23 protein-coding genes are annotated in these 21,944 nt (G+C 68.2%); 10 read left to right on the top strand and 13 right to left on the bottom strand.

All coding sequences use genetic code 11. The features are described from left to right. Positions 1-97: 97 nt before the first annotated feature. The 5 genes from paaE to paaA are packed head-to-tail and all read right to left on the bottom strand — an operon-like array spanning position 98 to position 3,858. Positions 98-1,189 carry a 1,2-phenylacetyl-CoA epoxidase subunit PaaE gene (gene paaE, locus RIB45_RS01760; protein WP_350048135.1) on the bottom strand — a complete coding sequence of 364 codons (1,092 nt, stop codon included), beginning with the start codon at positions 1,187-1,189 and terminating at the stop codon, positions 98-100. A gap of 22 nt (positions 1,190-1,211) precedes the next feature. Next, a complete protein-coding gene (gene paaD / locus RIB45_RS01755) occupies positions 1,212-1,727 on the bottom strand; it encodes a 1,2-phenylacetyl-CoA epoxidase subunit PaaD (protein ID WP_350048133.1) in 516 nt (171 codons plus the stop codon). After that, on the bottom strand, positions 1,721-2,539 hold the full coding sequence (gene paaC, locus RIB45_RS01750) for a 1,2-phenylacetyl-CoA epoxidase subunit PaaC (RefSeq protein WP_350048131.1): 819 nt from the start codon (positions 2,537-2,539) through the stop codon (positions 1,721-1,723). The genes paaD and paaC overlap by 7 nt, the downstream gene beginning before the upstream one ends. Positions 2,540-2,550: 11 nt before the next feature. Further along, on the bottom strand, positions 2,551-2,844 hold the full coding sequence (paaB, locus tag RIB45_RS01745; RefSeq protein ID WP_350048129.1) for a 1,2-phenylacetyl-CoA epoxidase subunit PaaB: 294 nt from the start codon (positions 2,842-2,844) through the stop codon (positions 2,551-2,553). Between the two features lie 39 nt (positions 2,845-2,883). Next, complete coding sequence (paaA, locus tag RIB45_RS01740) at positions 2,884-3,858, bottom strand: 1,2-phenylacetyl-CoA epoxidase subunit PaaA (protein WP_350048127.1); 975 nt, start codon at positions 3,856-3,858, stop codon at positions 2,884-2,886. Between the two features lie 168 nt (positions 3,859-4,026). Here paaA and RIB45_RS01735 point away from each other — a divergent pair, with 168 nt between their 5' ends. Beyond that, positions 4,027-4,428 carry an MAPEG family protein gene (locus RIB45_RS01735; RefSeq protein WP_350048125.1) on the top strand — a complete coding sequence of 134 codons (402 nt, stop codon included), beginning with the start codon at positions 4,027-4,029 and terminating at the stop codon, positions 4,426-4,428. 275 nt (positions 4,429-4,703) lie between these two features. Here the strand turns inward: RIB45_RS01735 and RIB45_RS01730 are convergent, their stop codons facing one another. Next, entirely contained in the window at positions 4,704-6,188 is a 1,485-nt protein-coding gene (locus RIB45_RS01730; RefSeq protein WP_350048123.1) for a methyl-accepting chemotaxis protein, read from the bottom strand. Positions 6,189-6,273: 85 nt separating this feature from the next. Beyond that, positions 6,274-6,603 (bottom strand): hypothetical protein, encoded by a 330-nt coding sequence (locus RIB45_RS01725; RefSeq protein WP_350048121.1) that lies wholly within the window; start codon positions 6,601-6,603, stop codon positions 6,274-6,276. A 155-nt stretch (positions 6,604-6,758) separates the two neighbouring features. On the opposite strand from RIB45_RS01725, the gene purL reads away from it, so the two are divergent. The 3 genes from purL to grxD all read left to right on the top strand — a co-directional run bounded on the left by purL (position 6,759) and on the right by grxD (position 9,749). Then, entirely contained in the window at positions 6,759-9,035 is a 2,277-nt protein-coding gene (gene purL, locus RIB45_RS01720; RefSeq protein ID WP_350048119.1) for a phosphoribosylformylglycinamidine synthase subunit PurL, read from the top strand. 32 nt (positions 9,036-9,067) lie between these two features. Further along, the gene (locus tag RIB45_RS01715; protein WP_350048117.1) at positions 9,068-9,304 is read left to right on the top strand and encodes a BolA family protein; all 237 of its coding nucleotides are present in this window, start codon (positions 9,068-9,070) and stop codon (positions 9,302-9,304) included. 106 nt (positions 9,305-9,410) lie between these two features. Beyond that, positions 9,411-9,749 carry a Grx4 family monothiol glutaredoxin gene (gene grxD / locus RIB45_RS01710; protein WP_350048115.1) on the top strand — a complete coding sequence of 113 codons (339 nt, stop codon included), beginning with the start codon at positions 9,411-9,413 and terminating at the stop codon, positions 9,747-9,749. Between the two features lie 359 nt (positions 9,750-10,108). Here grxD and RIB45_RS01705 read toward each other — a convergent pair whose 3' ends face one another. From RIB45_RS01705 to RIB45_RS01695, 3 genes are all read right to left on the bottom strand, one after another. Then, positions 10,109-10,582: a methyltransferase family protein gene (locus RIB45_RS01705; RefSeq protein ID WP_350048113.1), complete on the bottom strand. Its 474-nt coding sequence runs from the start codon at positions 10,580-10,582 to the stop codon at positions 10,109-10,111. A gap of 32 nt (positions 10,583-10,614) precedes the next feature. Then, positions 10,615-10,935: a DUF1476 domain-containing protein gene (locus tag RIB45_RS01700; RefSeq protein WP_350048111.1), complete on the bottom strand. Its 321-nt coding sequence runs from the start codon at positions 10,933-10,935 to the stop codon at positions 10,615-10,617. Between the two features lie 116 nt (positions 10,936-11,051). After that, complete coding sequence (locus tag RIB45_RS01695; RefSeq protein WP_350048109.1) at positions 11,052-11,591, bottom strand: PAS domain-containing protein; 540 nt, start codon at positions 11,589-11,591, stop codon at positions 11,052-11,054. A gap of 111 nt (positions 11,592-11,702) precedes the next feature. On the opposite strand from RIB45_RS01695, the gene purC reads away from it, so the two are divergent. Next, the gene (purC, locus tag RIB45_RS01690; RefSeq protein WP_350048107.1) at positions 11,703-12,482 is read left to right on the top strand and encodes a phosphoribosylaminoimidazolesuccinocarboxamide synthase; all 780 of its coding nucleotides are present in this window, start codon (positions 11,703-11,705) and stop codon (positions 12,480-12,482) included. A gap of 229 nt (positions 12,483-12,711) precedes the next feature. On the opposite strand, the gene RIB45_RS01685 is transcribed toward purC, so the two are convergent. Both RIB45_RS01685 and paaN read right to left on the bottom strand, forming a co-directional pair. After that, entirely contained in the window at positions 12,712-13,332 is a 621-nt protein-coding gene (locus tag RIB45_RS01685; RefSeq protein WP_350048105.1) for a phenylacetic acid degradation protein PaaY, read from the bottom strand. A gap of 2 nt (positions 13,333-13,334) precedes the next feature. Continuing rightward, positions 13,335-15,017, bottom strand: a complete 1,683-nt coding sequence (gene paaN, locus RIB45_RS01680; protein ID WP_350048103.1) for a phenylacetic acid degradation protein PaaN — start codon at positions 15,015-15,017, stop codon at positions 13,335-13,337. A 151-nt stretch (positions 15,018-15,168) separates the two neighbouring features. On the opposite strand from paaN, the gene paaG reads away from it, so the two are divergent. Genes paaG through paaX form a run of 5 tightly spaced genes read left to right on the top strand, consistent with a single transcriptional unit; the run spans position 15,169 to position 19,902 of the window. Further along, positions 15,169-15,969 carry a 2-(1,2-epoxy-1,2-dihydrophenyl)acetyl-CoA isomerase PaaG gene (gene paaG, locus RIB45_RS01675; protein WP_350048101.1) on the top strand — a complete coding sequence of 267 codons (801 nt, stop codon included), beginning with the start codon at positions 15,169-15,171 and terminating at the stop codon, positions 15,967-15,969. A gap of 3 nt (positions 15,970-15,972) precedes the next feature. Further along, complete coding sequence (gene paaI / locus RIB45_RS01670; RefSeq protein WP_350048099.1) at positions 15,973-16,428, top strand: hydroxyphenylacetyl-CoA thioesterase PaaI; 456 nt, start codon at positions 15,973-15,975, stop codon at positions 16,426-16,428. A gap of 23 nt (positions 16,429-16,451) precedes the next feature. Continuing rightward, the gene (pcaF, locus tag RIB45_RS01665) at positions 16,452-17,660 is read left to right on the top strand and encodes a 3-oxoadipyl-CoA thiolase (protein ID WP_350048097.1); all 1,209 of its coding nucleotides are present in this window, start codon (positions 16,452-16,454) and stop codon (positions 17,658-17,660) included. Positions 17,661-17,681: 21 nt separating this feature from the next. Next, entirely contained in the window at positions 17,682-18,989 is a 1,308-nt protein-coding gene (paaK, locus tag RIB45_RS01660; RefSeq protein ID WP_350048095.1) for a phenylacetate--CoA ligase PaaK, read from the top strand. Positions 18,990-18,993: 4 nt separating this feature from the next. Beyond that, the gene (paaX, locus tag RIB45_RS01655) at positions 18,994-19,902 is read left to right on the top strand and encodes a phenylacetic acid degradation operon negative regulatory protein PaaX (protein WP_350048093.1); all 909 of its coding nucleotides are present in this window, start codon (positions 18,994-18,996) and stop codon (positions 19,900-19,902) included. A gap of 146 nt (positions 19,903-20,048) precedes the next feature. Here the strand turns inward: paaX and RIB45_RS01650 are convergent, their stop codons facing one another. Further along, positions 20,049-21,665: a GMC family oxidoreductase gene (locus RIB45_RS01650; RefSeq protein WP_502882545.1), complete on the bottom strand. Its 1,617-nt coding sequence runs from the start codon at positions 21,663-21,665 to the stop codon at positions 20,049-20,051. Positions 21,666-21,944: the final 279 nt, after the last annotated feature.

Here is a 21,944-nt window from a genome sequence, read left to right as displayed (position 1 = left end):
CCGGGGGCGACGACCTTTTTCACCCGTTCGAAAGAAGCCCCGTCATGGCCGGGCCTGAGGCGGCCGTCTCAGCGCTGCGGCGTCGAACCGCAGCCCCTCACCGCTGATCGTAATCGATCACCACGCGCTCCGAGAGCGGATGCGACTGGCAGGTCAGGACGAAGCCGGACTCGACCTCCTCCTCCGTCAGCGCGTAGTTGACGTCCATCGCGACCTCGCCCTCGACCACCTTGGCGCGGCAAGTGCAGCACATGCCGCCCTTGCAGCTGAACGGCATGTCGCCGCGCTTCTCCAACGCCGCATCCAGGATGGACGACCCGTCCGGGGCGATCTCAAGCTGCGTGTCGACGCCGTCGAATATGACCGTGACGTGCTTGGCCTCGCCCGCCGCGGCGCCCAGCTCCTCGGCGCGCTTGGCGCGCGCCTCCTCGATCTCGGCCGCGTTGTCGGTCAGGAACAGCTCGACATGAACGCGGGCCGCGGGCACGCCCTTTTCAGCCAGCACCTCCTGCACCGTCTCGGTCATGCGGTAGGGCCCGCAGATGAAGATCTCGTCCTGGGCGGTCGGGTCGATCAGGCGTTCGAAAAACTGCTCGACCTTCTCCCGGTCGATGCGCCCGTTGAACAGCGGCACGTCCTGCGGCTGGCGCGAGAGCACGTGGAACAGGCTGAAGCGGCTGGGATAGCGGTCCTTCAGCGCGTCCAGCGGCTCCTTGAAAAGGATCGAACTGACGGTGCGGTTGCCGTAGATCAGCGCGACCTCGCTTTCCGGCTCCGTCGCCAGCACCGAGCGCGCGATGGACAGGATCGGCGTGATCCCGCTGCCCGCGGCGATTAGGAGATAGCGCTTCTTTTGATCGGCCTTAAGCGGGCTGGTGAAGCGCCCCTCCGGCGCCATGACCTCAATCACGTCGCCGGCGGCCAGCGTCTCATTGGCGTAGCCCGAGAACAGGCCGTCCGGCACCTTCTTGACTGCGACGCGCAACTCGCCTTCGTCCAGGCCGGAGCAGATCGAGTAATTGCGCCGGATCTCCTCGCCGCCGATCTTGGTCTTGAGCGTCAGATACTGGCCGGGCTGATAGGCGAAGGCCTCGCGCAGGTCCGCCGGCGGCTCAAAGCGGATCGAGACGGCCTCGTCCGTCTCGCGCCGCACCTCGGCGACTTTCAGCGGGTGGAAGGTCTGGGACATGGGCGGGTCCTCGAGCAGGCCGTCAGATGCACTTGAAGTAATCGAAGGGCTCGCCGCAGCTCTTGCAGCGATAGTGCGCCTTGCAGGCGGTGGAGCCGAACTCGGAGACCTTCTGGGTCTCCTCCGACTTGCATTGCGGGCAGCGAACCGTCGGGTCCTCGCCGAACAGGCTGGCGCGGCCGCCCGCCTTGCCGACAGGCGGGGCGATCCCGTACGCCTCCAACTTCTCGCGCCCGGACGGCGTCATCCAATCGGTGGTCCAAGCGGGCGACAGCACGGTCTTGACCGTGACCGCGCGCGCGCCGGCGCGCATCAGCCGGTCTCGGATGTCGATCTCCATCGTCGTCATCGCCGGGCAGCCGGAATAGGTCGGCGTGATGGTGACCGTCACCGCGCCCTCGGGGTCGACGGCCGCGTCGCGGATGACCCCCAGATCGCCCAGCGTCAGCACCGGGATTTCCGGGTCCGTCACCTCCTCCAGCAGGGTCAGGACGGCTTCCCGGTCCTGCGGCGGGCTCGCTTGGGTCGCGCTCACCATCGGGCGTCCGGATAGGCGCGCTGCAGGAATTGCAGGTCCGCCAGGATGTAGCCGAGATATTCCGAATGGGCGCCGCGCCGGCCGCCCCTGCGGGGATATTCGGCCTCCGGCTTGTCCAGGGTCGCTTCGCCGAGCACGCGATCGACCATCGCCTCCCAGGGCGCGCGCAGCGTCGCGGGATCGACGACGAGGCCCGCGTCGATCAGCGGGCGATCGGCGTCCTCGGGCTCGAACAGCTCGTCGGTGAAGATCCACAGATCGTCGAGCGCGTCCTGCGCGCGGCGCTTGCTCTCGTCGGTCCCGTCGCCCAGCCGGATCAGCCATTCGCCGGCGTGGCGGCGATGATAGGAGACCTCTTTCAGCGACTTGGCGGCGATCCCGGCGAGGTCGGGGTCGGCCGAGCGCTCAAGCGCGGAGAAGAGCTCATACGCCCAGGCGCTGACCAAAAACTGGCGCGCCACGGTCATGGCGAAATCGCCGTTCGGCTGCTCGCAGATCAGCGGATTGCGGAAGTCGGTCACGTCGCGCCGGTAGGCGAGCGCATCTTCGTCCCGCCCCGCGCCTTCGACCCGCCCGGCGTAGGTCAGCAGCATCCGCGCCTGGCCGATCAGGTCGAGGGCGATGTTGGTGAGCGCGATGTCCTCCTCCAGGATCGGCCCGTGGCCGCACCATTCGCTCAACCGGTGGCCGAGGATCAGACCCGCGTCGCCCAGATGCAGCAGATAGTCGACATAGGCCGTCCGATCCGCCGCGCTCAAGCCCGCCGCCGCCGGGGCGGTCTCCTCGCCTGTCATGGTCAGGGTCTCCGCCATCGCGCCGCGCCTCACATGTTCTCGACGGCGTCGGGGACGTCGTAGAAGGTCGGGTGGCGATAGACCTTGTCGTTCGCCGGATCGAACAGCTCGCCCTTATCGTCGGGCGAGGAGGCGACGATGTCGGTCGAGCGCACGACCCACAGGCTCTGCCCCTCCTGCCGGCGGGTGTAGACGTCGCGCGCGTTCTGGATCGCCATCTCGGCGTCCGGCGCGTGCAGCGAGCCGACATGCTTGTGCGCCAAGCCCTGGCGGCTGCGCACGAACACTTCCCAAAGCGGCCATTCGGCCTTTCTGTCAGACATCTCGGGCGTCTCCTCGATCTTGGAAGGCGATGCGGAGCGTTATTCGGCGGCCGCCTGCATCTTACGCGCGCGGCGCTTCTCGGCGTGGGCCATGGCGGCCTCGCGAACCCAGGCGCCGTCGTCCCAGGCCTTGCGGCGGGCGCGGATGCGCTCGCGCCCCACCGGGCCGCCGCCTTTCAACACGCGCTCAAACTCGCCCCAGTCGATCGGGCCGAAATCATAAGAGCCGCGCTCCTCATTCCATTTCAGGTCGGGATCGGGAATGGCGAGGCCCAGATACTCCGCCTGGGGCACGGTCATGTCGATGAACTGCTGGCGCAGATGATCGTTGCTCTTGCGCTTGATCTTCCAGGCCATGTTGCGGCTGCCGTGGACGGAGTCGGAATCGTGCGGGCCGAACATCATCAACGCCGGCTGCCACCAGCGATTCAACGCCTCTTGCGCCATCTTCTTCTGCTCGGCCGTTCCTTGCGCCAGCACGGTCATGATCTCGTAACCCTGGCGCTGGTGGAAGCTCTCCTCCTTGCAGATGCGCTCCATCGCGCGGGCGTAGGGTCCGTAGGAGCAGCGGCAGAGCGAGACCTGATTGACGATCGCAGCCCCGTCGACCAGCCAGCCGATCGCGCCGATATCCGCCCAGGTCAGCGTCGGATAATTGAAAATCGAGGAATATTTGGCGCGCCCGTCATGCAGCGCCTCGACCATCTCGTCGCGGCTGGCGCCCAGCGTCTCGGCCGCGCTGTAGAGGTACAGGGCGTGGCCCGCTTCGTCCTGGATTTTGGCCAGCAGCACGGCCTTGCGGCGCAGGCTGGGGGCGCGGGTGACCCAATTGCCCTCCGGCAGCATGCCGACGACCTCGGAGTGCGCATGCTGGGAGATCTGACGGACCAGCGTCTTGCGGTAGCCGTCAGGCATCCAATCCTTCGGCTCCACCCGCTCCTCGCGATCAACGCGGGCCTGGAACGCCTCCTCGCGCCCGGCGTCCTGCGCCGCATGCACCGTCAAATCCGCCATGGTCACGGTCCTCCATCATCTGACCTGCGCATTCATGATACATATTTTTCGATGATATGCAACGAAAGTGTATCACGTTTGGCGTCCCCGTTGCGGGGCCTTCCGTCGCCTCGCGACTCCGCTAGACTGACACGCACGCGCCCCGCTGCGAGAGGAGGATTTCAACCGATGGACGCCCTGCCCTTCCCCGTCACCGCGCTCTACGCCGGCCTGTCGGCCCTGCTGTTCGTGATCCTAGCGGTGCGCATTCCGCCATTGCGCTATAAGGCCAAGGCGGGCATCGGCGACGGCGGCGACCCCAAGCTGGCGGCGGCCGTGCGCGTCCACGGGAATTTCTGCGAAAATGTGCCCCTCGCGCTTGTGATCATGGCGCTTGCGGAGGCGAACGGCCTCGGCATGTGGACGCACCTCTTAGGCGCGCCGCTCATCATCGGGCGCATCGCCCACGCGCAGGCGCTCTCGCGCACCACCGGGCCGTCGGCGATGCGGGCCGTCGGCATGGGAACCGCCTGGGGCGTGGTCGCGCTAGGCGGGGTGATCCTGCTGGCGCAGTCATTGCGGCTGGTGTGAGGACGCGCGCGGGTCTCAGGCATGGCCTCCCGCCTGTCATCGAATGCGAGGCTATGCCTTATCGACCCGCGGATCCCGTCGTCCCGACCGCAAGAGCCGGGACAACCGAAGCCAGAGCGTCGCTAAACACCGGTTGGCCCGGGTCGAGCCCGAACCAGCGAAGAAGGCGGATTTTCCCAAACGGCGGCGCGCGCGATCCCGGGTCGACTTAGCGGCCGCCCGGGATCACGTCGCCTGTTCTAAGGGCGCGGAGGCTCTAGGCCAAGCGACGCCCCTCAGCCGTCCGCGCGGACGCTGGCGACGAAGCGGGCGACCTCGTCGGTCAGGCTCTTCGTGCGCTGAGACAGCGAGTCGGCGGCGGCGCGCACCGTATCCGAGACCCGGCCCGCCTCTTCCGCGCCGGAACGGACGGCCTGCATCGAGCCGGCCGCGGCCGTCGTGCTCCGCTCCGTACGCGAGACGTTGGAGGAGATCTCGCGCGTCGCCGCCGACTGCTGCTCCACCGCGGCTGAGATGCTGCCCGCGATTTCGTTCAGCCGGCCGATCGTGCCGGCGATGTTGCGCATCGCATCGACCGCCTTCTGCGAGCGGGCCTGCATCGCCTTGATTTTTTCCGACGTCTCCTCGGTCGCCTTGCCGGTCTGTTCGGCCAGGCTTTTCACTTCGTTGGCGACGACGGCGAAGCCCTTGCCCGCCTCGCCGGCCCGCGCGGCTTCGATGGTCGCATTGAGCGCGAGCAGATTGGTCTGCTCTGCGATGTCGTTGATCAGGTTCAGGACCGTTTCGATTTCGGCGGCGGCGGACGCGACCCCTTCGACGGTCTTGCCGGCGCCGGCGCTCTCGTCGGCGGCGCTGCGGGCCATCGCATTGCTGTCCTGGACCTGCGCGCTGATCTCGTCGATCGCGGCCGCGAGCTCTTCGGTCGCGCTCGCGACAGCCGCGATCGACTGAGCCGCCTCGTCGACCCCGCCCGAGACGTCGACGGAGGAGCGCGTCGCGCTGTCCGTCGCCTCGGCCAGGACCGCCGCGGTCTTCTCTAGCTCCGCCGCGGACTCGGCGACGCCCGCGACAACGCGCCCGACGCTCTCCTCGAAGGTCCGCGCGAGGTCGGCGAGCGCCGCCTTGCGCGCCGCTTCGGCGTGACGCGCGGTCTCTTCGCGCGTCTGCGCCTCGGCGGCGATGCGTGTGCGCTCTTCCGCCTCACGCGCAGCCTGGGCGGCCTGCGCTTCGGCGGAGGCGTCGTCGGACCGCTGAGCCGCCGCGACGACAGTGGCCAGAAGCCAGATCAGCACGCCCGCCTCGCACACCACGATCACCGCATGCAGCACGACCCGGAAGAAGTCCGCCCCCTCCGGAAAGATCGCGGCCGGTAGGATGAAGTTCAGCCCCAGATGATGGACGGCGACCGCGACCGTCGCGGCCACGATCACCCGCCAGTCGATCAATGCGGCCAGAATCGCCAGCCCGGCGAAGAAATACATATGCAGGTCGATCTGCCAGGGATGGCCGGAAAGCGCGTAGACCAGGGTCGCGATCAACCCCATCAGCGCGACGCCCAGCGCGATGCGGCCGGCGGCGGTCTCCTTAAGCGCGAAACTCGCGCCGGCCCCGGCGAGCGCGACCGCGCCGGCGCTGATCGTGGGCGTCATGACGCCGACGCCCATCGCCCAGCAGAACAACGCCGTCGCCGGAACGTGCGCCAACAGGAAGAGGCGCAGAAACGCCTCGGATTTGCGCTGCAGCGCGCGAATATTCTCCATCCTTTTGCTCTCCTGATTGTCGCAACCGGCTCGTTGGCCGGTCCGACGTCCGCCCGTCCCAAGAATCGTCACATCGGCGCCCCGGCTAGAAGGCCCCGCATCTCTCCAGCAACGCCGCATCCAACAGAAGGAGAGCGCCGCTCTCGCGAAAGCGGGACCGCGCGTCCGGCGACCCGTAGGCCGCCAGCACCAGCCGTCCGCCAAACCGCGCCGCAATCGGCCGCCCGCCCGCCGCCAGCGTCGCGCGCCACCCGGCGTCCTCGGGCGCGAACGGCGAATAGACCAGAACCGCGCGGCGATCCTCCGGCCCGACGCCCGCGGACGCCGCAAGCGGCGGCGCGACGAGCGCGACGACCGACACGCCGATCAGAGCGGTCAGAACCTTAAGGCGATGCGGGCGAGCCTGTTGCGTCATGGGGAGACCAGTACATCAGCAGCCTTTAACAAACCGTGAAAGGCGTTCGCCTGCGCAGCGGATTTTCAGCGCGCCGGGAGGTTTTGACCTCAGCGTCGAGTCGGAGTAGGACAGCCGCGATTTTCCGCCGCCTTTGCAGGATGGATAACCCGCCCATGAGCCGCGTCGTCGAGACCGCCCCGCCGCCCGCCGTTCCGCCGGTCGAAATCACCGACGCGCTGGTCGCCGAACACGGGCTGACCGAGGACGAGTACCGCACGGTGCTCGACATCCTGGGCCGGGCGCCGAACCTGACGGAACTCGGCATATTCTCGGTCATGTGGTCGGAGCATTGCTCGTACAAATCGAGCCGGGTGTGGCTGAAGACCCTGCCCACGACCGGACCGCAAGTGATTCAAGGGCCGGGCGAGAACGCCGGCGTGATCGACATCGGCGACGGCGAAGCTGCGGTCTTCAAGATCGAAAGCCACAATCACCCGAGCTTCATCGAGCCCTATCAGGGCGCCGCGACCGGCGTCGGCGGCATCCTGCGCGACGTCTTCACGATGGGCGCGCGCCCGATCGCCAGTCTGAACGCGCTGCGCTTCGGCGCGCCGGACCATCCCAAGACCCGCCATCTGGTCTCGGGCGTCGTCTCGGGAATCGGCGGCTACGGCAACTGCATCGGGGTGCCGACCGTGGGCGGGGAGGTCAACTTCCACAAGGCCTACAACGGCAACATCCTGGTCAACGCGATGACCGTCGGCGTCGCCAAGGCCGACAAGATCTTCTATTCGGCCGCAGCCGGCGTCGGCAATCCGGTGGTTTATGTCGGCTCCAAGACGGGCCGCGACGGCATCCACGGCGCCACCATGGCCTCGGCCGAATTCACCGAAGACAGCGAGGAGAAGCGCCCCACCGTCCAGGTCGGGGACCCGTTCACCGAGAAGCTGCTGCTGGAGGCCTGCCTCGAGCTGATGGCGACCGACGCGATCGTCGCGATCCAGGACATGGGCGCGGCCGGCCTGACCTCCTCCTCGGTGGAGATGGCGGACAAGGGCGGGGTCGGCATCCGCCTCGACCTTGAGCGCGTGCCGATGCGCGAGGAGGCGATGACGCCCTACGAGCTGATGCTCTCGGAAAGCCAGGAGCGTATGCTCATGGTCCTCAAGCCCGGCCGCGAGGACGAGGCGCGCGCCATCTTCGAGAAGTGGGAGCTCGATTTCGCCGTCATCGGCCAGGTGACCGACAGCGGCGCGTTGCAGCTCTACTGGCACGGCGAGCCGGCGGCCGAAATCCCCGTCGCCCCGCTGGTCGACGCCTCCCCGATGTACGAGCGCCCCTGGGAGCCGACCCCGCCGCGCCCGGTGATCGAGCCGCGCGAGGTCGACCCGCCGGCGGACTACGCCGCCGTCGTCAAACAGCTCGTCAGCTGCCCCGACCTCGCCTCGCGCCGCTGGATCTGGGAGCAGTACGACCATCTGATCCGCGGCGAGACGCTGCAGCCGCCTGGCGGCGCGGACGCCGGCGTCGTGCGCCTGCCGCCGGAAAATCAGCCGATCGCCAAACGCGGGCCGGTCAAGGCGCTGGCGGTGACGACGGACTGCACGCCGCGCTATTGCCTGGCCGATCCGGAGGCCGGCGGCCGTCAGGCGGTTGCGGAGGCCTGGCGCAATCTCACGGCGACCGGAGCGACGCCGCTCGCGCTCACCAACAACATGAATTTCGGCAATCCGGAGCGCCCCCGCATCATGGGGCAGTTTGTCGGCTGCGTGAAAGGCATGGGCGCGGCCGCCTCGGCGCTCGACTTCCCGGTCGTCTCGGGCAACGTCTCGCTTTACAACGAGACCAACGGCGAGGCGATCCTGCCGACCCCCGTGATCGGCGGCGTCGGACTGTTGGACGACGCCTCGAAGGCGGTCGGGCTGGCGCTGCCGGGCGCCGGCCTCACGCTGTATCTGATCGGCGAGACGAGCGGCTGGCTCGGCCAGTCGATCTATCGTCGCGAGATCGAGGGCGTCGAGGACGGCGCGCCGCCGCCGGTCGATCTTGAGGCCGAGCGCGTCAACGGTCAGGCCGTGCGCCAGATGATCAGGCGGGGCTGGGTCGCCGCCTGTCACGATCTGTCGGACGGCGGCCTGGCGGTCGCGCTGGCGGAGATGGCGACGGCCGGCCGGGTCGGCGCCGTCGTCGAGGTCGAGAGCGCGGCCGGGGACGTCCCTGTGCACGCCTTTCTGTTCGGCGAAGATCAGGCGCGCTATCTTCTGGCCGTCGATCCGCGCAACGGCGCGGAGGTGGAGAGTCTGTGCGCGCGGGAGGGCGTGAGCCTGACGCGCCTCGGCGAGACTGGCGGCGACGCGTTGAAGCTGGGCGGCCTCGGCGCCATATCGGTGTCGGATTTGGCGGCCGCACACGAGGAATGGCTGCCGAGCTATATGCAGGGCGAAGCCTGAGGGCCGCCTGCACCGGGAGGGAGAGCGGTTTTATGCCGATGAGTTCGAGCGAGATTGAGCGCTTCATCAAGGAGGCGATGCCCGACGCCGAGGTCGTGATCAACGACTTGCGCGGCGACGGCGATCACTATGCGGCCTATGTCAAATCGGCCGAGTTCAAGGGAAAGAGCCGGGTGCAGCAGCATCAAATGGTCTATCAGGCGCTGCAGGGCCGCATGGGCGGCGAACTGCATGCGCTGGCCTTGCAGACGGCCGTCCCCGAGGAGTGACGCGCCAAGGGACTGACGGCGGCGCGGCGCTCTGTTAAAGTCGCCCCAATCGACAAAACCGACGGCGGCGCAGCCCGCCGATCGTAATGGGATAGGAGTTGAGACCATGGACGATCAGGTCCGCGAGCGCATCCAGAACGACGTCGACGCCAGCGACGTCGTGCTGTTCATGAAGGGCACGCCCGTCTTTCCGCAGTGCGGCTTCTCCGCCGCCGTCGTGCAGGTGTTGAACCACCTGAACGTCCCCTTCAAGGGGATCAACGTGCTGGAAGACGATCAGGTCCGCCAGGGGATCAAGGATTTCTCCAGCTGGCCGACCATTCCCCAGCTCTACGTGAAGGGCGAATTCGTCGGCGGCTGCGACATCATCCGCGAGATGTTCGAGACCGGCGAGCTGATGGAGATGCTCCAGACCAAGGGCGTCGACGTTCAGATCCAGGCGTAACGCCCGTCACAGACGGTTTGAGACGGCCCGGGCCATGCGTCCGGGCCGTTTTGCGTTTGCGCGACGTGAGAGGCTCGGGCGCCCCCGCGAAAGCGGGGGTCTCAGGCGCATTGCGCCGGCGCCGGGGCGCGCTGTGAAAGGTCCCCGCTTTCGCGGGGACGCCCTTAGCATACGCGATAAGCGTCCCCTCACACCGGCCCGGGCCATGCGTCCGGGCCGTTTCGCGTTTGCGCGATGTGAGAGGCTCGGGCGCCCCCGCGAAAGCGGGGGTCTCAGGCGCATTGCGCCGGCGCCGGGGCGCGCTGTGAAAGGTCCCCGCTTTCGCGGGGACGCCCTTAGCACGCGCGATAAGCGTCCCCTTACACCGGCCCGATCCAGCGCCCGGTGCGGGCGCGATAGGCGTCCCACGCCGCGCCGAACCTGGCCGCCAGGTGCGCCTCCTCGCGTTTTATGGCGAGCTGGGTCACCAGTAGGGCGTCGAGCGCCGCGGCGGCGAGGAACCACGGCTCCTGGCGCACCAAGGCGGCGGCGAGAAGCAGCGCGGTCGTGCCCAGATAGATCGGATTGCGGCTGAGCGCGAAGGGCCCCGCGGTGACCAGCGAATCCGCCGCGCGGTGCGGCAGGATGTTGGTCGAGGCCCGGCTCATCGTGATCGCCGACCAGGCGATCAGCGCGAACGCCGCCGCCCCCACCGCCCAGCCGAGCCAGACAAGCGCGACCGGCCCCTCATAAGAAAGCGGAACCGCCCGCTCCAAGGCCGCCGCGCCGAACGCCAGCGCGACGAAGATCATCGGCGGCCAAGGGAGACGGTTCGGCGTGAGGTCGATCGACAAGGGGGCGCCTCAGGCCGCGGCGATCAACGCGATCACTCGCTGTCGATCTGCTTTGCGGCTTCCTGGAGGAGCTCTTCCATGCGCTTGCGCACCAAATGCTCGGAGGCCTCGATCCCCTTGGCGTTGAGGTCGCCGTGCACCTTTTCGAAGACGTCGTCGTCGCCGGGGCGCTGGAAGTCGGCGTCCACCACCTCCAGAGCGTAGGAGGCGGCCTCGTCGCCGCTCATCCCCATCTGCTCCGCCGCCCAGAGCCCGAGCAGCTTGTTACGGCGCGCGATGGCGCGGAAATCATGCTCCTGATCGCGGCTGAACTTCGCCTCGAAGCCCTTTTCGCGCTCGTCGAAGGTGCTCATGGTCTCTCGAACCCCCTGATGCGGGCCGCGCGAGCCTCGCCCGCGCCGCCGGTCCTTGAAAAAGCCCCCGATACATAGCGCCCGGGGGGCGCCGGTTCAACAATAGAGGCCGCGGGTTACAACGCCGCGACCGGCAGGCGGACATAATCCTCCGCCGTCAGCGGCGGTCGGCCCGGATCCGACGCGGCGACCCGGTAGAGGCTGACGCCCAGGATATAGGCCGGCAGCCCCGCGTCGTCCGCCAGCGGCGCCAGCAGCCGTTCGGCGGATTGCGTTTCCAGGGCCGACAGCCGTTCGCGCGTCAGGCCGTAATGCAGGTTCGGCCCCTCCAGGATCTCCGCCCAACGGCGCCGCACCGTCGGATGATCCTCCGGTCCGAGCAGATCGCGCAGCGCCGCCCCGCGCAGGCTGCGCCCCCAGGCGGCGTTCACCTCCTCGCCCGCCAGGCGATAGACGAAGTCGTCCGCAGCGGGGTCGTAGGCGCACAGCCATATCCAAGGCAACAAATCCGGCGCCGTCATCGGATCGAAGGCGCGCCGTCTCGGCATCGGCGCGCCGGCGCGCGCCGCCCGCCAAGCGGCGAGAAACCGCAACAGGCGCGGGTCTGCGTCCCGCAAAGGCTCAGGCGTCGCGGCGGCGGTTGAATTCGACATCATGGCCTGCAGATACCCCGTCCCCGCCGTCTGCGCAATTGTGCCGAGCGCCCGCGATTGCTATAGCCGGGAGCGCGCATTCCGCGCACCCACAGCAAGCTGGAGCCAGCCGCCATGGCGCGACGCCGACAGATTTACGAGGGCAAGGCCAAAGTCCTGTTCGAAGGACCGGAGCCGGGCACCCTCGTCGCCCATTTCAAGGACGACGCCACCGCCTTCAACAATCAGAAGCGCGGGACGATCACGGGCAAGGGCGTGCTGAACAACCGCATCAGCGAATTCCTGATGCTGAAGCTGCACGACATCGGCATCCCGACCCATTTCATCCGCCGCCTCAACATGCGCGAACAGTTGATCCGCGAGGTCGAGGTGATCCCGGTCGAGGTGGTGGTGCGCAACGTCGCCGCCGGCTCGATGAGCCAGCGTCTCGGCGTGCCGGAAGGCACGCAGCTGCCGCGCTCGATCGTCGAGTATTATTACAAGAACGACGAGCTCGGCGACCCGATGGTCTGCGAAGAGCATATCACCGCCTTCGGCTGGGCGAGCCCGCAGGACATCGATGATTTCCTGGCGATGACCCTGCGCATCAACGATTTCCTGACCGGCGTCTTCATGGGCATCGGGATCAAGCTGATAGACTTCAAGTTGGAGTACGGCCGCATCTACGACGAGAACGGCGACGTGCGGGTCGTGCTCGCCGACGAAATCAGCCCCGACAACTGCCGCCTCTGGGACCTCGCCACCGGCGAGAAGATGGACAAGGACCGCTTCCGCCGCGACCTGGGCCAAGTCGAGGAAGCCTACCAGGAAGTGGCCCGGCGCCTCGGCATCCTGCCCGAAGGGGCGACGCTGGAAACCATCGCCCGCGAGGAAGAGGACGGCGAGAAGGGGTGAGGCGCCGGCCTAACGGCGCCCCCGCAAAAGCGGGGGCCTCCGTGCGGCCCGCGCGGGCGTCTGCGCGGATCGAGAAAGGTCCCCGCTTTCGCGGGGACGCGGGTCTCTCGCAAGAAGACAACCAGGGCCTACGCGCCGCGCCGGCGACGGGAGGCGGGACGGCTTGCTTTCCCGGGCGCCCCCGCAAAAGCGGGGGCCTCCTTGCGGCCCGCGCGGGCGCTTGCGCGGCCTATCCCTGCTTCTTCTTGAACAGCGGCACGCTGTCGCCGGCGTCGACCTGGGGGCGGTCGGGCTCTTCCTCCTCGAGCGGGTCGACCAGCGCCATCGTCTTGGCGGAGCGCACGGCGAGGCGCTGATAGTCGGCGGTGCCTTCGCGCTTCCAGTCGATCTCCTCCCGGGAGAGCTCGCGCAGGATCTTGGCCGGCGTGCCGGCGCACAGCATGCGGGCCGGCAGTTCGAACCCCGCCTTCACGAACGCCATCGCGGCGACCATCGAGCTTTCCCCCAACACCGCGCCGTCCATCACGACCGAGTTCATGCCGACCAGCGCGTCCTTCCCCACCGTGCAGCCGTGCAGGATCGCGCCGTGGCCGATGTGGCCGTCTTCTTCGATCACGCAGTCCATACCGGGGAAGGCGTGCATGGTGCAGTTATCCTGCAAATTGGCGCCGCGCTTCATCACCACGCGGCCGAAGTCGCCGCGCATCGAGGCGTTGGGACCCACATAGCACTCCGGCCCGACGATGGCGTCGCCGATCAGCACGGCCGTCGGGTGGACGAAGGCGCTGGGGTGAATGACCGGGATGACGCCGTCGATGGCGTAGACCTTGGGGCGGGGCGACTCGGCCATGCTCATCCCTCCGCCGCGACGGGATAGCGGATCTCCACCATCCGGAAGCGGTTGGCGACGAAGGCGCTGTCGACCAGCGCCGCATTCGCGGCCGGGTTCGCGCCGGTCGCGTGAAAGTCGGAGAAGGCGGCGGTCTGGTTGACGAAGACCCCGCCCGTCAGATTGACGCTGAGCGCCACGCCGACCTCCTGCGCCACCTCCTCGGCCTTCTTGAGCGTCTCCGCCCGATCGGAATAGACGCCGGCGGTGATCGCGCCCTTGCGAGCGACCGTCTCGCGCCATTTCTCCAGCGCGTCGTCGATATCCTCGCAGGCGACGACGAAGGAGATCGGGCCGAACAGCTCGCTTTCATACTTGTCGCGCTCCGACCCGTCGATCTTCAGCATGATCGGCGTGCGGATGCGCGCGTCGGGCCAAGCCTGATGGGTGATGGCGCGGCTGTCGAGGACCACCTCGCCCATCTGGGCGGCCTGTTCGATGCGCTGGGCGGTCTCCGGCGCCTGGATCGCGCCGAGGACGCCCCAGGCGCGCTCGTCGTCGGACAGGAACTTTTCCAGCGCGCCGGCCAGCGTCTCGGCGACCTCGTCGAAGCTCAGGCGCTGATCGCCGGCCTGGATCCCGTCCTTGGGCACGAAGATGTTCTGCGGCGTCGTGCACATCTGTCCGGAATAGAGCGACAGCGTGAAGGAGAGGTTGCGGGCCATCCCCTTCACGTCGGCGAAATCGTCGATCACGAGCGCGTTGACGCCGGCCTTCTCGGTATAGACCTGGGCCTGCGGACAGTTGCGCTCCAGCCATTCCCCGAAGGCGTTGGACCCGGTGAAGTCCACGATCCCGACCGCCGGATCGGTGCAGAGCTCCTTTGCGACCGGCGCGTCGCGCCTGTCGGTCAGGAGCGTAACCAGGTTCGGATCGAAGCCGCATTCGGCCAGCACGTCGCGCACGATCTCGACCGAAATCGCCAGCGGCAGCACCGTCATCGGGTGCGGCTTCACCACGACGGGATTGCCGGTCACGAGGCTCGCGAACAGGCCGGGATAGCCGTTCCAGGTCGGAAAGGTGGAGACCCCGATCATCGCGGCGACGCCGCGGGGCGCGACATTGAAATGCTTGTCCATGACCAGCGGCGGGTTTTTGCCTTGCGGCTTCTCCCAGCGCGCGACGGCCGGGACAGACGTCATCTCGCGGTAGGCGTAGGTGACGGCCTCAAGCCCGCGATCCTGGGCGTGCGTGCCGCCGGCCTGGAAGGCCATCAGGAAGGCCTGGCCGGTGGTGTGCATGACGGCGTGCGCCATCTCGAAGCTGCGCGCGTTGATCCGGGCCAGCGCCTCGAGACAGACGCCGGCGCGCGCCTCGACGCCGGCGTCGCGCCAGGCCTTCATGCCGCTCTTGGCGGCCGCGATCGCCTCGGCGGCCGAGAGCTTCGGGTAGGTTACGCCCAACTCCAGGCCGTAGGGCGAGGTCTCGCCGGTCTCGAGATACCCGTCGCCCGGATGACCGCTCAATTCAAACGGCTTGCCGAGCCGCGCCTTGAAGGCGACCTCCCCCTCGTCGGCCGCGCTCTCGCCGTAGATCGAGCCCGAGGCGCGCTCCGGATAGGGCGACCAGAACCCGCGGCTCGCGATCGTCTCCAATGCGGTAGACAGGGTCTCTTTGTGCTTGGCGAAATAGTCGGCGGCGGCCATGGTCGGGCGTCCTTCCATAACGATCGGAAAAGGCCGCCGTCTGTCGGGCGGCTTGCGGGCGAATTGGATTTTCTGATACCAAAAACAGGGCGATCTGTCTAATAATTGTATCACGTTCGGACTCCAAGAGAACGCGGGAGGAGACGGCCGCATGGCCTATGAGACGATCGAGTACGCCGCGGCGGACGGCGTCGCGCGGGTGACGCTGAACCGCCCGGACAAACTGAACAGCTTCACCGTCCAGATGCACGAGGAGCTGCGCGACGCGCTCTCGCGCATCGCCGGCGACGCCGACGTCCGCGCGGTGCTGCTGACCGGCGCCGGTCGCGGCTTCTGCGCCGGCCAGGATCTAAGCGACCGCGCCGTCGACCCCAACGACCCGAACGCCGAGGCGCCGGACCTGGGGGAATCGCTGGAAGAGCGCTACAATCCCCTGGTCCGCGCCATCGCCAAGCTCGAGAAGCCCGTGATCTGCGCCGTGAACGGCGTGGCGGCCGGCGCGGGCGCCAACGTCGCGCTCGCCTGCGACATCGTGCTGGCGGCGAAGTCGGCGAGTTTCATCCAGCCGTTCTGCAAACTGGGGCTGGTGCCGGATTCGGGCGGCACCTGGACGCTGCCGCGGCTCGTCGGGCTGGCGCGGGCGAAGGGTCTCGCGCTGCTCGGCGACAAGCTGCCGGCGGAGACGGCCGCGGAGTGGGGATTGATCTGGCGCGCGGTCGAGGACGATGAATTAATCGCGGAGGCCGACAAGCTCGCGCAGCAACTGGCGACGGGTCCCACGCGCGGCTTCGCGCTGATCAAGCAGGCGATGGCGCAGAGCTTCGATCATGATCTTGACGCGCAGCTCGACCTCGAGCGCGATCTGCAGCGCGAGGCCGGACGGACCGAGGATTATCGCGAGGGGGTCGGCGCCTTCATGAACAAGCGCGCGCCCGCCTTCAAGGGACGCTGAACGATGCCCGAGACTGAGACCGACCCCCAGAAGATCGCGGAGGCCGCGGCCAAAGCGATGTACGAGAAGGACAACGCCAGCCGGGCGCTGGGCATCGAAATCGTCGAAGTCGGTCCGGGGACCGCGACGCTCGCCATGACGGTGCGCGAAGACATGGTGAACGGCCACGCGATCTGCCACGGCGGGCTGATCTTCACGCTGGCCGACAGCGCCTTCGCCTTCGGCTGCAACGCCTACAATCATGTCACGGTGGCGAGCGGCTGCGAGATCGCCTTCGTTGCGCCGGCCAAGCTGGGCGACCGGCTGACGGCGGTGTGCCGGGAGAAGATCCTGCGCGGGCGCAACGGCGTCTACGACATCGACGTGAGCAACCAGGACGGCGCGCCGGTCGCCTACTTTCGCGGCAAGTCGCGCCAGATCAAGGGACAGATCGTTCCCGGCCTGACGGCGAAAAACTGAAAAAAGCGAGGACGGTTAAGGACATGGCGGACGCCTATATTTGCGATGCGCTGAGAACCCCGATCGGGCGCTTCGGCGGCGCTTTGAGCCCGGTGCGGGCCGACGATCTCTGCGCGATACCGATCAAGGCGCTAGCCGCCCGCAACCCGCAGCTGGATTGGCGCGCCGTCGACGACGCTGTCTTCGGCTGCGCCAACCAGGCCGGCGAGGACAACCGGAACGTGGCCCGCATGGCCGCGCTGCTGGCCGGCCTGCCGGTCGAGGTTCCGGGGGCGACGATCAACCGGCTATGCGGCTCGGGCATGGACGCCGTCGGCACGGCGGCGCGCGCGATCCGGGCGGGGGACGGTCAGCTTTTCCTGGCCGGCGGAGTGGAGAGCATGAGCCGCGCGCCCTTCGTCATGCCGAAGGCGGAGACGGCCTTTTCCCGCAAGGCGGAGATCTACGACACCACGATCGGCTGGCGCTTCGTCAACAAGCTGATGAAGGAGCGGTACGGGATCGATTCGATGCCGGAGACCGGCGAGAACGTGGCCGAGGATTTCGCCGTCAGCCGCGAGGATCAGGACGCCTTCGCGCTGCGCAGTCAGCAACGCGCCGCCGCCGCCATGGCGGACGGGCGTCTCGCGCCCGAGATCACGCCGGTCGAGATTCCGCAGCGCAAGGGCGATCCGGTCATCGTGGAGGTCGACGAGCACCCCAGGCCGGAGACCACGGCCGAGGCGCTCGCCAAGCTTCCCACCCCCTTCCGCAAGGAGGGCGGGACGGTGACGGCCGGCAACGCGTCCGGCGTCAACGACGGCGCGGCGGCGTTGCTGGTCGCCTCCGAAGGGGCGGCGAAGGCGAACGGCCTGACGCCGCGCGCGCGCATCCTGGGCATGGCGACGGCGGGCGTGCCCCCCCGGATCATGGGGATCGGCCCGGCGCCGGCGTCGGAGAAGCTGTTGGCCAATCTCGGCCTGAAGATTACGGACATGGATGTGATCGAGCTGAACGAGGCCTTCGCCTCGCAGGCGCTGGCGGTGCTGCGCCGGCTAGGCCTGCCCGACGACGCCGAGCATGTGAACCCGAACGGCGGCGCGATCGCCCTCGGCCATCCCTTGGGCATGTCGGGGGCGCGGCTGCTGACGACCGCGCTCTACGAGCTGGAGCGCCGCCAGGCCCGCTACGCGCTCTGCACCATGTGCATCGGCGTGGGCCAGGGGATCGCCACGGTGATCGAGCGGATCTAGAGAGAACGTAGGAGCGCACCCATGACCGGCTCAAAGACCGGCCTGCTGCCCGGCCTGCATCCGATCGAGACGGCGAGCCGCGACGAGATCGAGGCGCTGCAGCTCTCGCGTCTCAAATGGTCGGTGAAGCACGCCTACGACAACGTTCCCCATTACCGCGCAAAATTGGACGCCGCCGGCGTGCATCCAAACGACGTGCGCGACTTGACGGATCTCGCGAAACTGCCCTTCACCACCAAGGAGGATCTGCGCGAGACCTATCCCTTCGGCATGTTCGCCGTGCCGAAGGAGCGGCTGCGGCGCGTCCACGCCTCCTCCGGCACGACCGGGCGGCCGACGGTCGTCGGCTACACGGACCGCGACATCGACATGTGGGCGGACATGGTCGCGCGTTCGATCTTCGCGGCCGGCGCGCGGCCGGGCATGACGGTCCATATCGCCTACGGCTACGGCCTCTTCACCGGCGGTCTGGGCGCGCATTTCGGCGTGGAGAAGCTGGGCTGCATGGCGGTGCCCGTCTCCGGCGGGATGACGGAGCGTCAGGTGCAGCTGATCCGGGACTTCCGGCCCGAAGTCATCATGGTGACGCCCAGCTACATGCTGGCGCTGGCCGACGAGATGGACCGCCAGGGGCTCTCGAAGGAGGAATGCTCGATCGATATCGGAATCTTCGGGGCCGAGCCCTGGACCGACGAGATGCGCCGCACGATCGAGGAGCGCACGGGCATGAGCGCGGTCGACATCTACGGCCTCTCCGAAGTGATCGGCCCCGGCGTCGCCAACGAGGTGCGCGAGGCGAAGGACGGCCTCTACATCTGGGAGGATCACTTCTATCCCGAGATCGTGGATCCCGAGACAGGCGAAGTCCTGCCGGACGGGGAGTTCGGCGAACTCGTCTTCACCTCGCTCACGAAGGAAGCGTTGCCGATCCTGCGCTATCGCACCCGCGATCTGACGCGGCTGCTGCCGGGGACCGCGCGCTCCATGCGGCGGATGGAGAAGGTGACGGGCCGCACCGACGACATGCTCATCATCCGCGGGGTGAACCTCTTCCCGAGCCAGGTGGAGGAACTGATTCTGAAGGACCCCCGCCTCGCCCCGCATTATCAGCTGGAAGTCTGGCGCGACGGCGCGCTCGATCGTCTGGCGGTCAATGTGGAAGCCCGCGCCCAAGGCGAGGAAAGCGCCCGCGAGGCCGCGGCCAAGGACCTCGCCCACCACATCAAGTCGACGATCGGCGTCAGCGCCGAGGTGCGCGTGCGCGCCGAGGGAGAGGTCGAGCGTTCCGTCGGCAAGGCGAAACGCGTCGTCGACCGGCGGAAAGGCTGAGCGCATGGCGCAGGCGGCGCAGAACGCTGCGGTCGAGGCCCTGCTCCCCCGCCTGACCCTGCGCGCCAAGTCGCTGATCGTGACGATCTACGGCGACGCCCTGATGCCGCATGGCGGCGCCTGCTGGCTGGGCTCGCTGATCCGGCTCGTCGACCCGTTGGGCGTCAGCGAACGGATGGTGCGCACCGGCGTCTATCGCCTCTCGCAGGAAGGGCTGTTGAGCGCGACCCAGCTCGGCCGCAAGAGCTACTATGCGCTGACCGACGACGGCCGCCGGCAATTCCAATCGGCCCAACGCCGCATCTATTCCCTGCCAGAGCGCGATTGGGACGGCCGTTGGCTGTTCGTGTTGCTGACCGACGACGCGCCCGCGCAGGCCCGCGAGGCCTTGAAGAAAGAGCTCGCCTTCCAGGGCTTCTCCACGCTGGCCCCGGCGCTGCTCGCCCACCCGAAGGCGGAGCGCGAGGCGGCCAAGCGCGCCATCTGCGCCCATCGGCTGGCCGATCACGCCTTGATCCTTGAGGCGGCGAGCGACGATCGCGACGCCATGCGACCCTTGCGCCGGATCGTCGAACAAGCCTGGTCGCTCGACGCGCTCGACGCGCAATACCGCGCCTTCCTCAAGGCCTTCAAACCGGTCGCCGCGGGACCGGCGCCGGACGATCCCGAAGCCGCCTTTCTGCTCCGCGTCCTGTTGATCCACGATTATCGCCGCATCCTGCTGCGCGACCCGGCCCTGCCGCCCGAACTGCTGCCGCGCGGCTGGTCGGGCGAAGCGGCCACCGACATGACGGCCGCCCTCTACCGCCGCCTGGTCGCGCCCGCGGAGGCCTGGCTCGCCGAGAGCGTCGAGACCCTGGACGGCCCCCTGCCCCCGGCGCAGCCGTTCTTTCATCAGCGGTTCGAGATGTAATCCCCTCTCCCCTTCCATAAGGGGAGAGCGAGAGCGGCCGTGGGAGGATGAGGGGATGGCGGCGATAGAGCGCCGCCGTTCGCGCTTACAACAACCACCCCTCACCCCGACCCTCTCCCCTGTGAAGGGGAGAGGGGAAACGGACCTCACGCCGCAGCGCGCGCCTTCGCATCCTCGCGAATCATCGCGGCGCCCTTCTCCGCGATCATCAGGGTGGGCGCGTTGGTGTTGCCGCTGGTGATGGTCGGCATGATCGAGGCGTCGATCACGCGCAGACCCGCGATCCCGTGGACGCGCAGGCGTTCGTCCACCACGGCCCAGCCGTCCGAGGCCGGCCCCATCTTGCAGGTCCCCACAGGGTGGAAGATCGTCGTGGCGATGTCGCCGGCGGCGCGCCACAGCTCCTCGTCGCTCGAGATTTCAAGGCCCGGCTTGTATTCGCGGGCCTTGTACTTCTGCAGGGCCGGCTGATCCGAGATGCGGCGGGTCAGCTTCAGCGCCTCGGCCGCGATCTTCTGATCGGCCGGATCGGAGAGGTAATTCGGCCGGATCACCGGTTTGTCCAGCGGATCGGCGCTGCGCAGGCGCACATGGCCGCGGCTTTGCGGGCGCAGATTGCAGACGCTGGCGGTGAAGGCGTCGAAGGGGTGCAGATCCTCCCCCAGCTTGTCGGTGGAGAGCGGCTGCACGTGATATTGCAGGTTCGGCGTCTCGCGCGAGGGGTCGGATTTGGTGAAGCAGCCGAGCTGGCTCGGCGCCATGGAGAGCGGGCCGGAGCGTTTGAGGGCGTATTCCAGCCCCATCCCGGCCTTGCCGATCAGGCTGTTGGCGATGCGGTTCAGCGTCTTGACGCCGTCGACCTTATAGACCGCCCGAACCTGCAGATGGTCTTGCAGATTTTCACCGACGCCGCGCAGATCGCGCCGCACGTCGAGGCCGCGTTCGGCCAGCACGGCCCCGGGACCGACGCCGGATTGCTGAAGGATCACAGGCGACGCGACAGCCCCGGCGGCCAGGATCAACTCCGCCGCCGCGTCGACGCGCATGGGCCGTCCGGCGCGCCGGAACTCTAGCCCGACCGCGCGCCCGCCCTCCAAGACGATCCGCGTCGCCTGCGCCTTGGTCATGATCGTCAAGTTCGGCCGGCTCATGGCGGGCCGTAAATAGGCCTTGGCCGTCGACCAGCGCACGCCGCCGCGCTGATTGACCTCGAAATAGCCGACGCCCTCGTTGTCGCCGCCGTTGAAGTCGTCGGTCGCGGGAATGCCGGCCTGAATCGCCGCCTCGCGCCAAGCGTCCAGAATCTCCCAGCTGAGGCGCTGACGCTCCACCCGCCATTCGCCGCCCGCGCCGTGCAGGTCGGTCTCGCCCTTGTAGTGATCTTCCGAGCGGCGGAAATAGGGCAGCACGTCGGCCCAGGACCAGCCCTTGGCCCCGGTCTGCGCCCAGTGGTCGTAGTCCGCCGCCTGACCGCGCATGTAGATCATGCCGTTGATCGAGGAGCAGCCGCCCAGCACCTTGCCGCGCGGGTAATCCAACGCGCGGCCGTTGAGGCCCGGCTCGCTCTCCGTCCGGAACAACCAGTCCGTCCGCGGATTGCCCATGGTGTAGAGGTAGCCGACAGGCACGTGGATCCAGAAGTAGTCGTCTTTGCCGCCCGCCTCCAACAACAGGACCCGCACGGCCGGATCCTCGCTCAACCGATTGGCCAAGAGGCAGCCGGCGGTGCCGGCGCCGACGATGACGTAGTCGAAGGATCCGATGCTGTCGGCGTTCACTGGGCCGCTCCCCCGTTGTAACCCAAGCTGTTGTTATGGCCCGGACAATAGCCGGTGCGGTGTCGGGCGAACAAGCGCCTGGGGCGGCCCGCCCCCCCGCCGCGCGGACGGCCGCGCCGTCGCGCTCGTGCGGGTCGGCGTCGCCGGCGCGGTGTTTTCCGCGCGCGAGACGCCCAATAAATCGCCCGACCGGCGCCGGGATATTTCGCACTTGCGAAAATATCCGATAAGGTGACCGAAACGCCTTTTTTAGCCCGTTCGAAC

The organism is Marivibrio sp. (assembly GCF_040218065.1).
Taxonomy (GTDB): domain Bacteria; phylum Pseudomonadota; class Alphaproteobacteria; order UBA8366; family Aestuariispiraceae; genus Marivibrio.
Note: the sequence above shows the minus strand (reverse complement) of the source record. Positions and strands in the feature narration are given on the sequence as shown.

Bases quoted from the DNA above. Each gene is read 5' to 3' on its own strand.
- pcaF (WP_350048097.1), top strand. From the start codon at position 16,452: ATGGCGGACGCCTATATTTGCGATGCGCTGAGAACCCCGATCGGGCGC.
- paaG (WP_350048101.1), top strand. From the start codon at position 15,169: ATGGCCTATGAGACGATCGAGTACGCCGCGGCGGACGGCGTCGCGCGG.
- grxD (WP_350048115.1), top strand. From the start codon at position 9,411: ATGGACGATCAGGTCCGCGAGCGCATCCAGAACGACGTCGACGCCAGC.
- paaE (WP_350048135.1), bottom strand. From the start codon at position 1,189: ATGTCCCAGACCTTCCACCCGCTGAAAGTCGCCGAGGTGCGGCGCGAG.
- paaI (WP_350048099.1), top strand. From the start codon at position 15,973: ATGCCCGAGACTGAGACCGACCCCCAGAAGATCGCGGAGGCCGCGGCC.
- RIB45_RS01700 (WP_350048111.1), bottom strand. From the start codon at position 10,935: ATGAGCACCTTCGACGAGCGCGAAAAGGGCTTCGAGGCGAAGTTCAGC.
- RIB45_RS01735 (WP_350048125.1), top strand. From the start codon at position 4,027: ATGGACGCCCTGCCCTTCCCCGTCACCGCGCTCTACGCCGGCCTGTCG.
- paaB (WP_350048129.1), bottom strand. From the start codon at position 2,844: ATGTCTGACAGAAAGGCCGAATGGCCGCTTTGGGAAGTGTTCGTGCGC.
- RIB45_RS01695 (WP_350048109.1), bottom strand. From the start codon at position 11,591: ATGATGTCGAATTCAACCGCCGCCGCGACGCCTGAGCCTTTGCGGGAC.
- RIB45_RS01715 (WP_350048117.1), top strand. From the start codon at position 9,068: ATGCCGATGAGTTCGAGCGAGATTGAGCGCTTCATCAAGGAGGCGATG.
- paaD (WP_350048133.1), bottom strand. From the start codon at position 1,727: ATGGTGAGCGCGACCCAAGCGAGCCCGCCGCAGGACCGGGAAGCCGTC.
- paaN (WP_350048103.1), bottom strand. From the start codon at position 15,017: ATGGCCGCCGCCGACTATTTCGCCAAGCACAAAGAGACCCTGTCTACC.
- RIB45_RS01685 (WP_350048105.1), bottom strand. From the start codon at position 13,332: ATGGCCGAGTCGCCCCGCCCCAAGGTCTACGCCATCGACGGCGTCATC.
- purL (WP_350048119.1), top strand. From the start codon at position 6,759: ATGAGCCGCGTCGTCGAGACCGCCCCGCCGCCCGCCGTTCCGCCGGTC.
- paaX (WP_350048093.1), top strand. From the start codon at position 18,994: ATGGCGCAGGCGGCGCAGAACGCTGCGGTCGAGGCCCTGCTCCCCCGC.
- paaK (WP_350048095.1), top strand. From the start codon at position 17,682: ATGACCGGCTCAAAGACCGGCCTGCTGCCCGGCCTGCATCCGATCGAG.
- purC (WP_350048107.1), top strand. From the start codon at position 11,703: ATGGCGCGACGCCGACAGATTTACGAGGGCAAGGCCAAAGTCCTGTTC.
- paaC (WP_350048131.1), bottom strand. From the start codon at position 2,539: ATGGCGGAGACCCTGACCATGACAGGCGAGGAGACCGCCCCGGCGGCG.
- RIB45_RS01725 (WP_350048121.1), bottom strand. From the start codon at position 6,603: ATGACGCAACAGGCTCGCCCGCATCGCCTTAAGGTTCTGACCGCTCTG.
- RIB45_RS01730 (WP_350048123.1), bottom strand. From the start codon at position 6,188: ATGGAGAATATTCGCGCGCTGCAGCGCAAATCCGAGGCGTTTCTGCGC.
- paaA (WP_350048127.1), bottom strand. From the start codon at position 3,858: ATGGCGGATTTGACGGTGCATGCGGCGCAGGACGCCGGGCGCGAGGAG.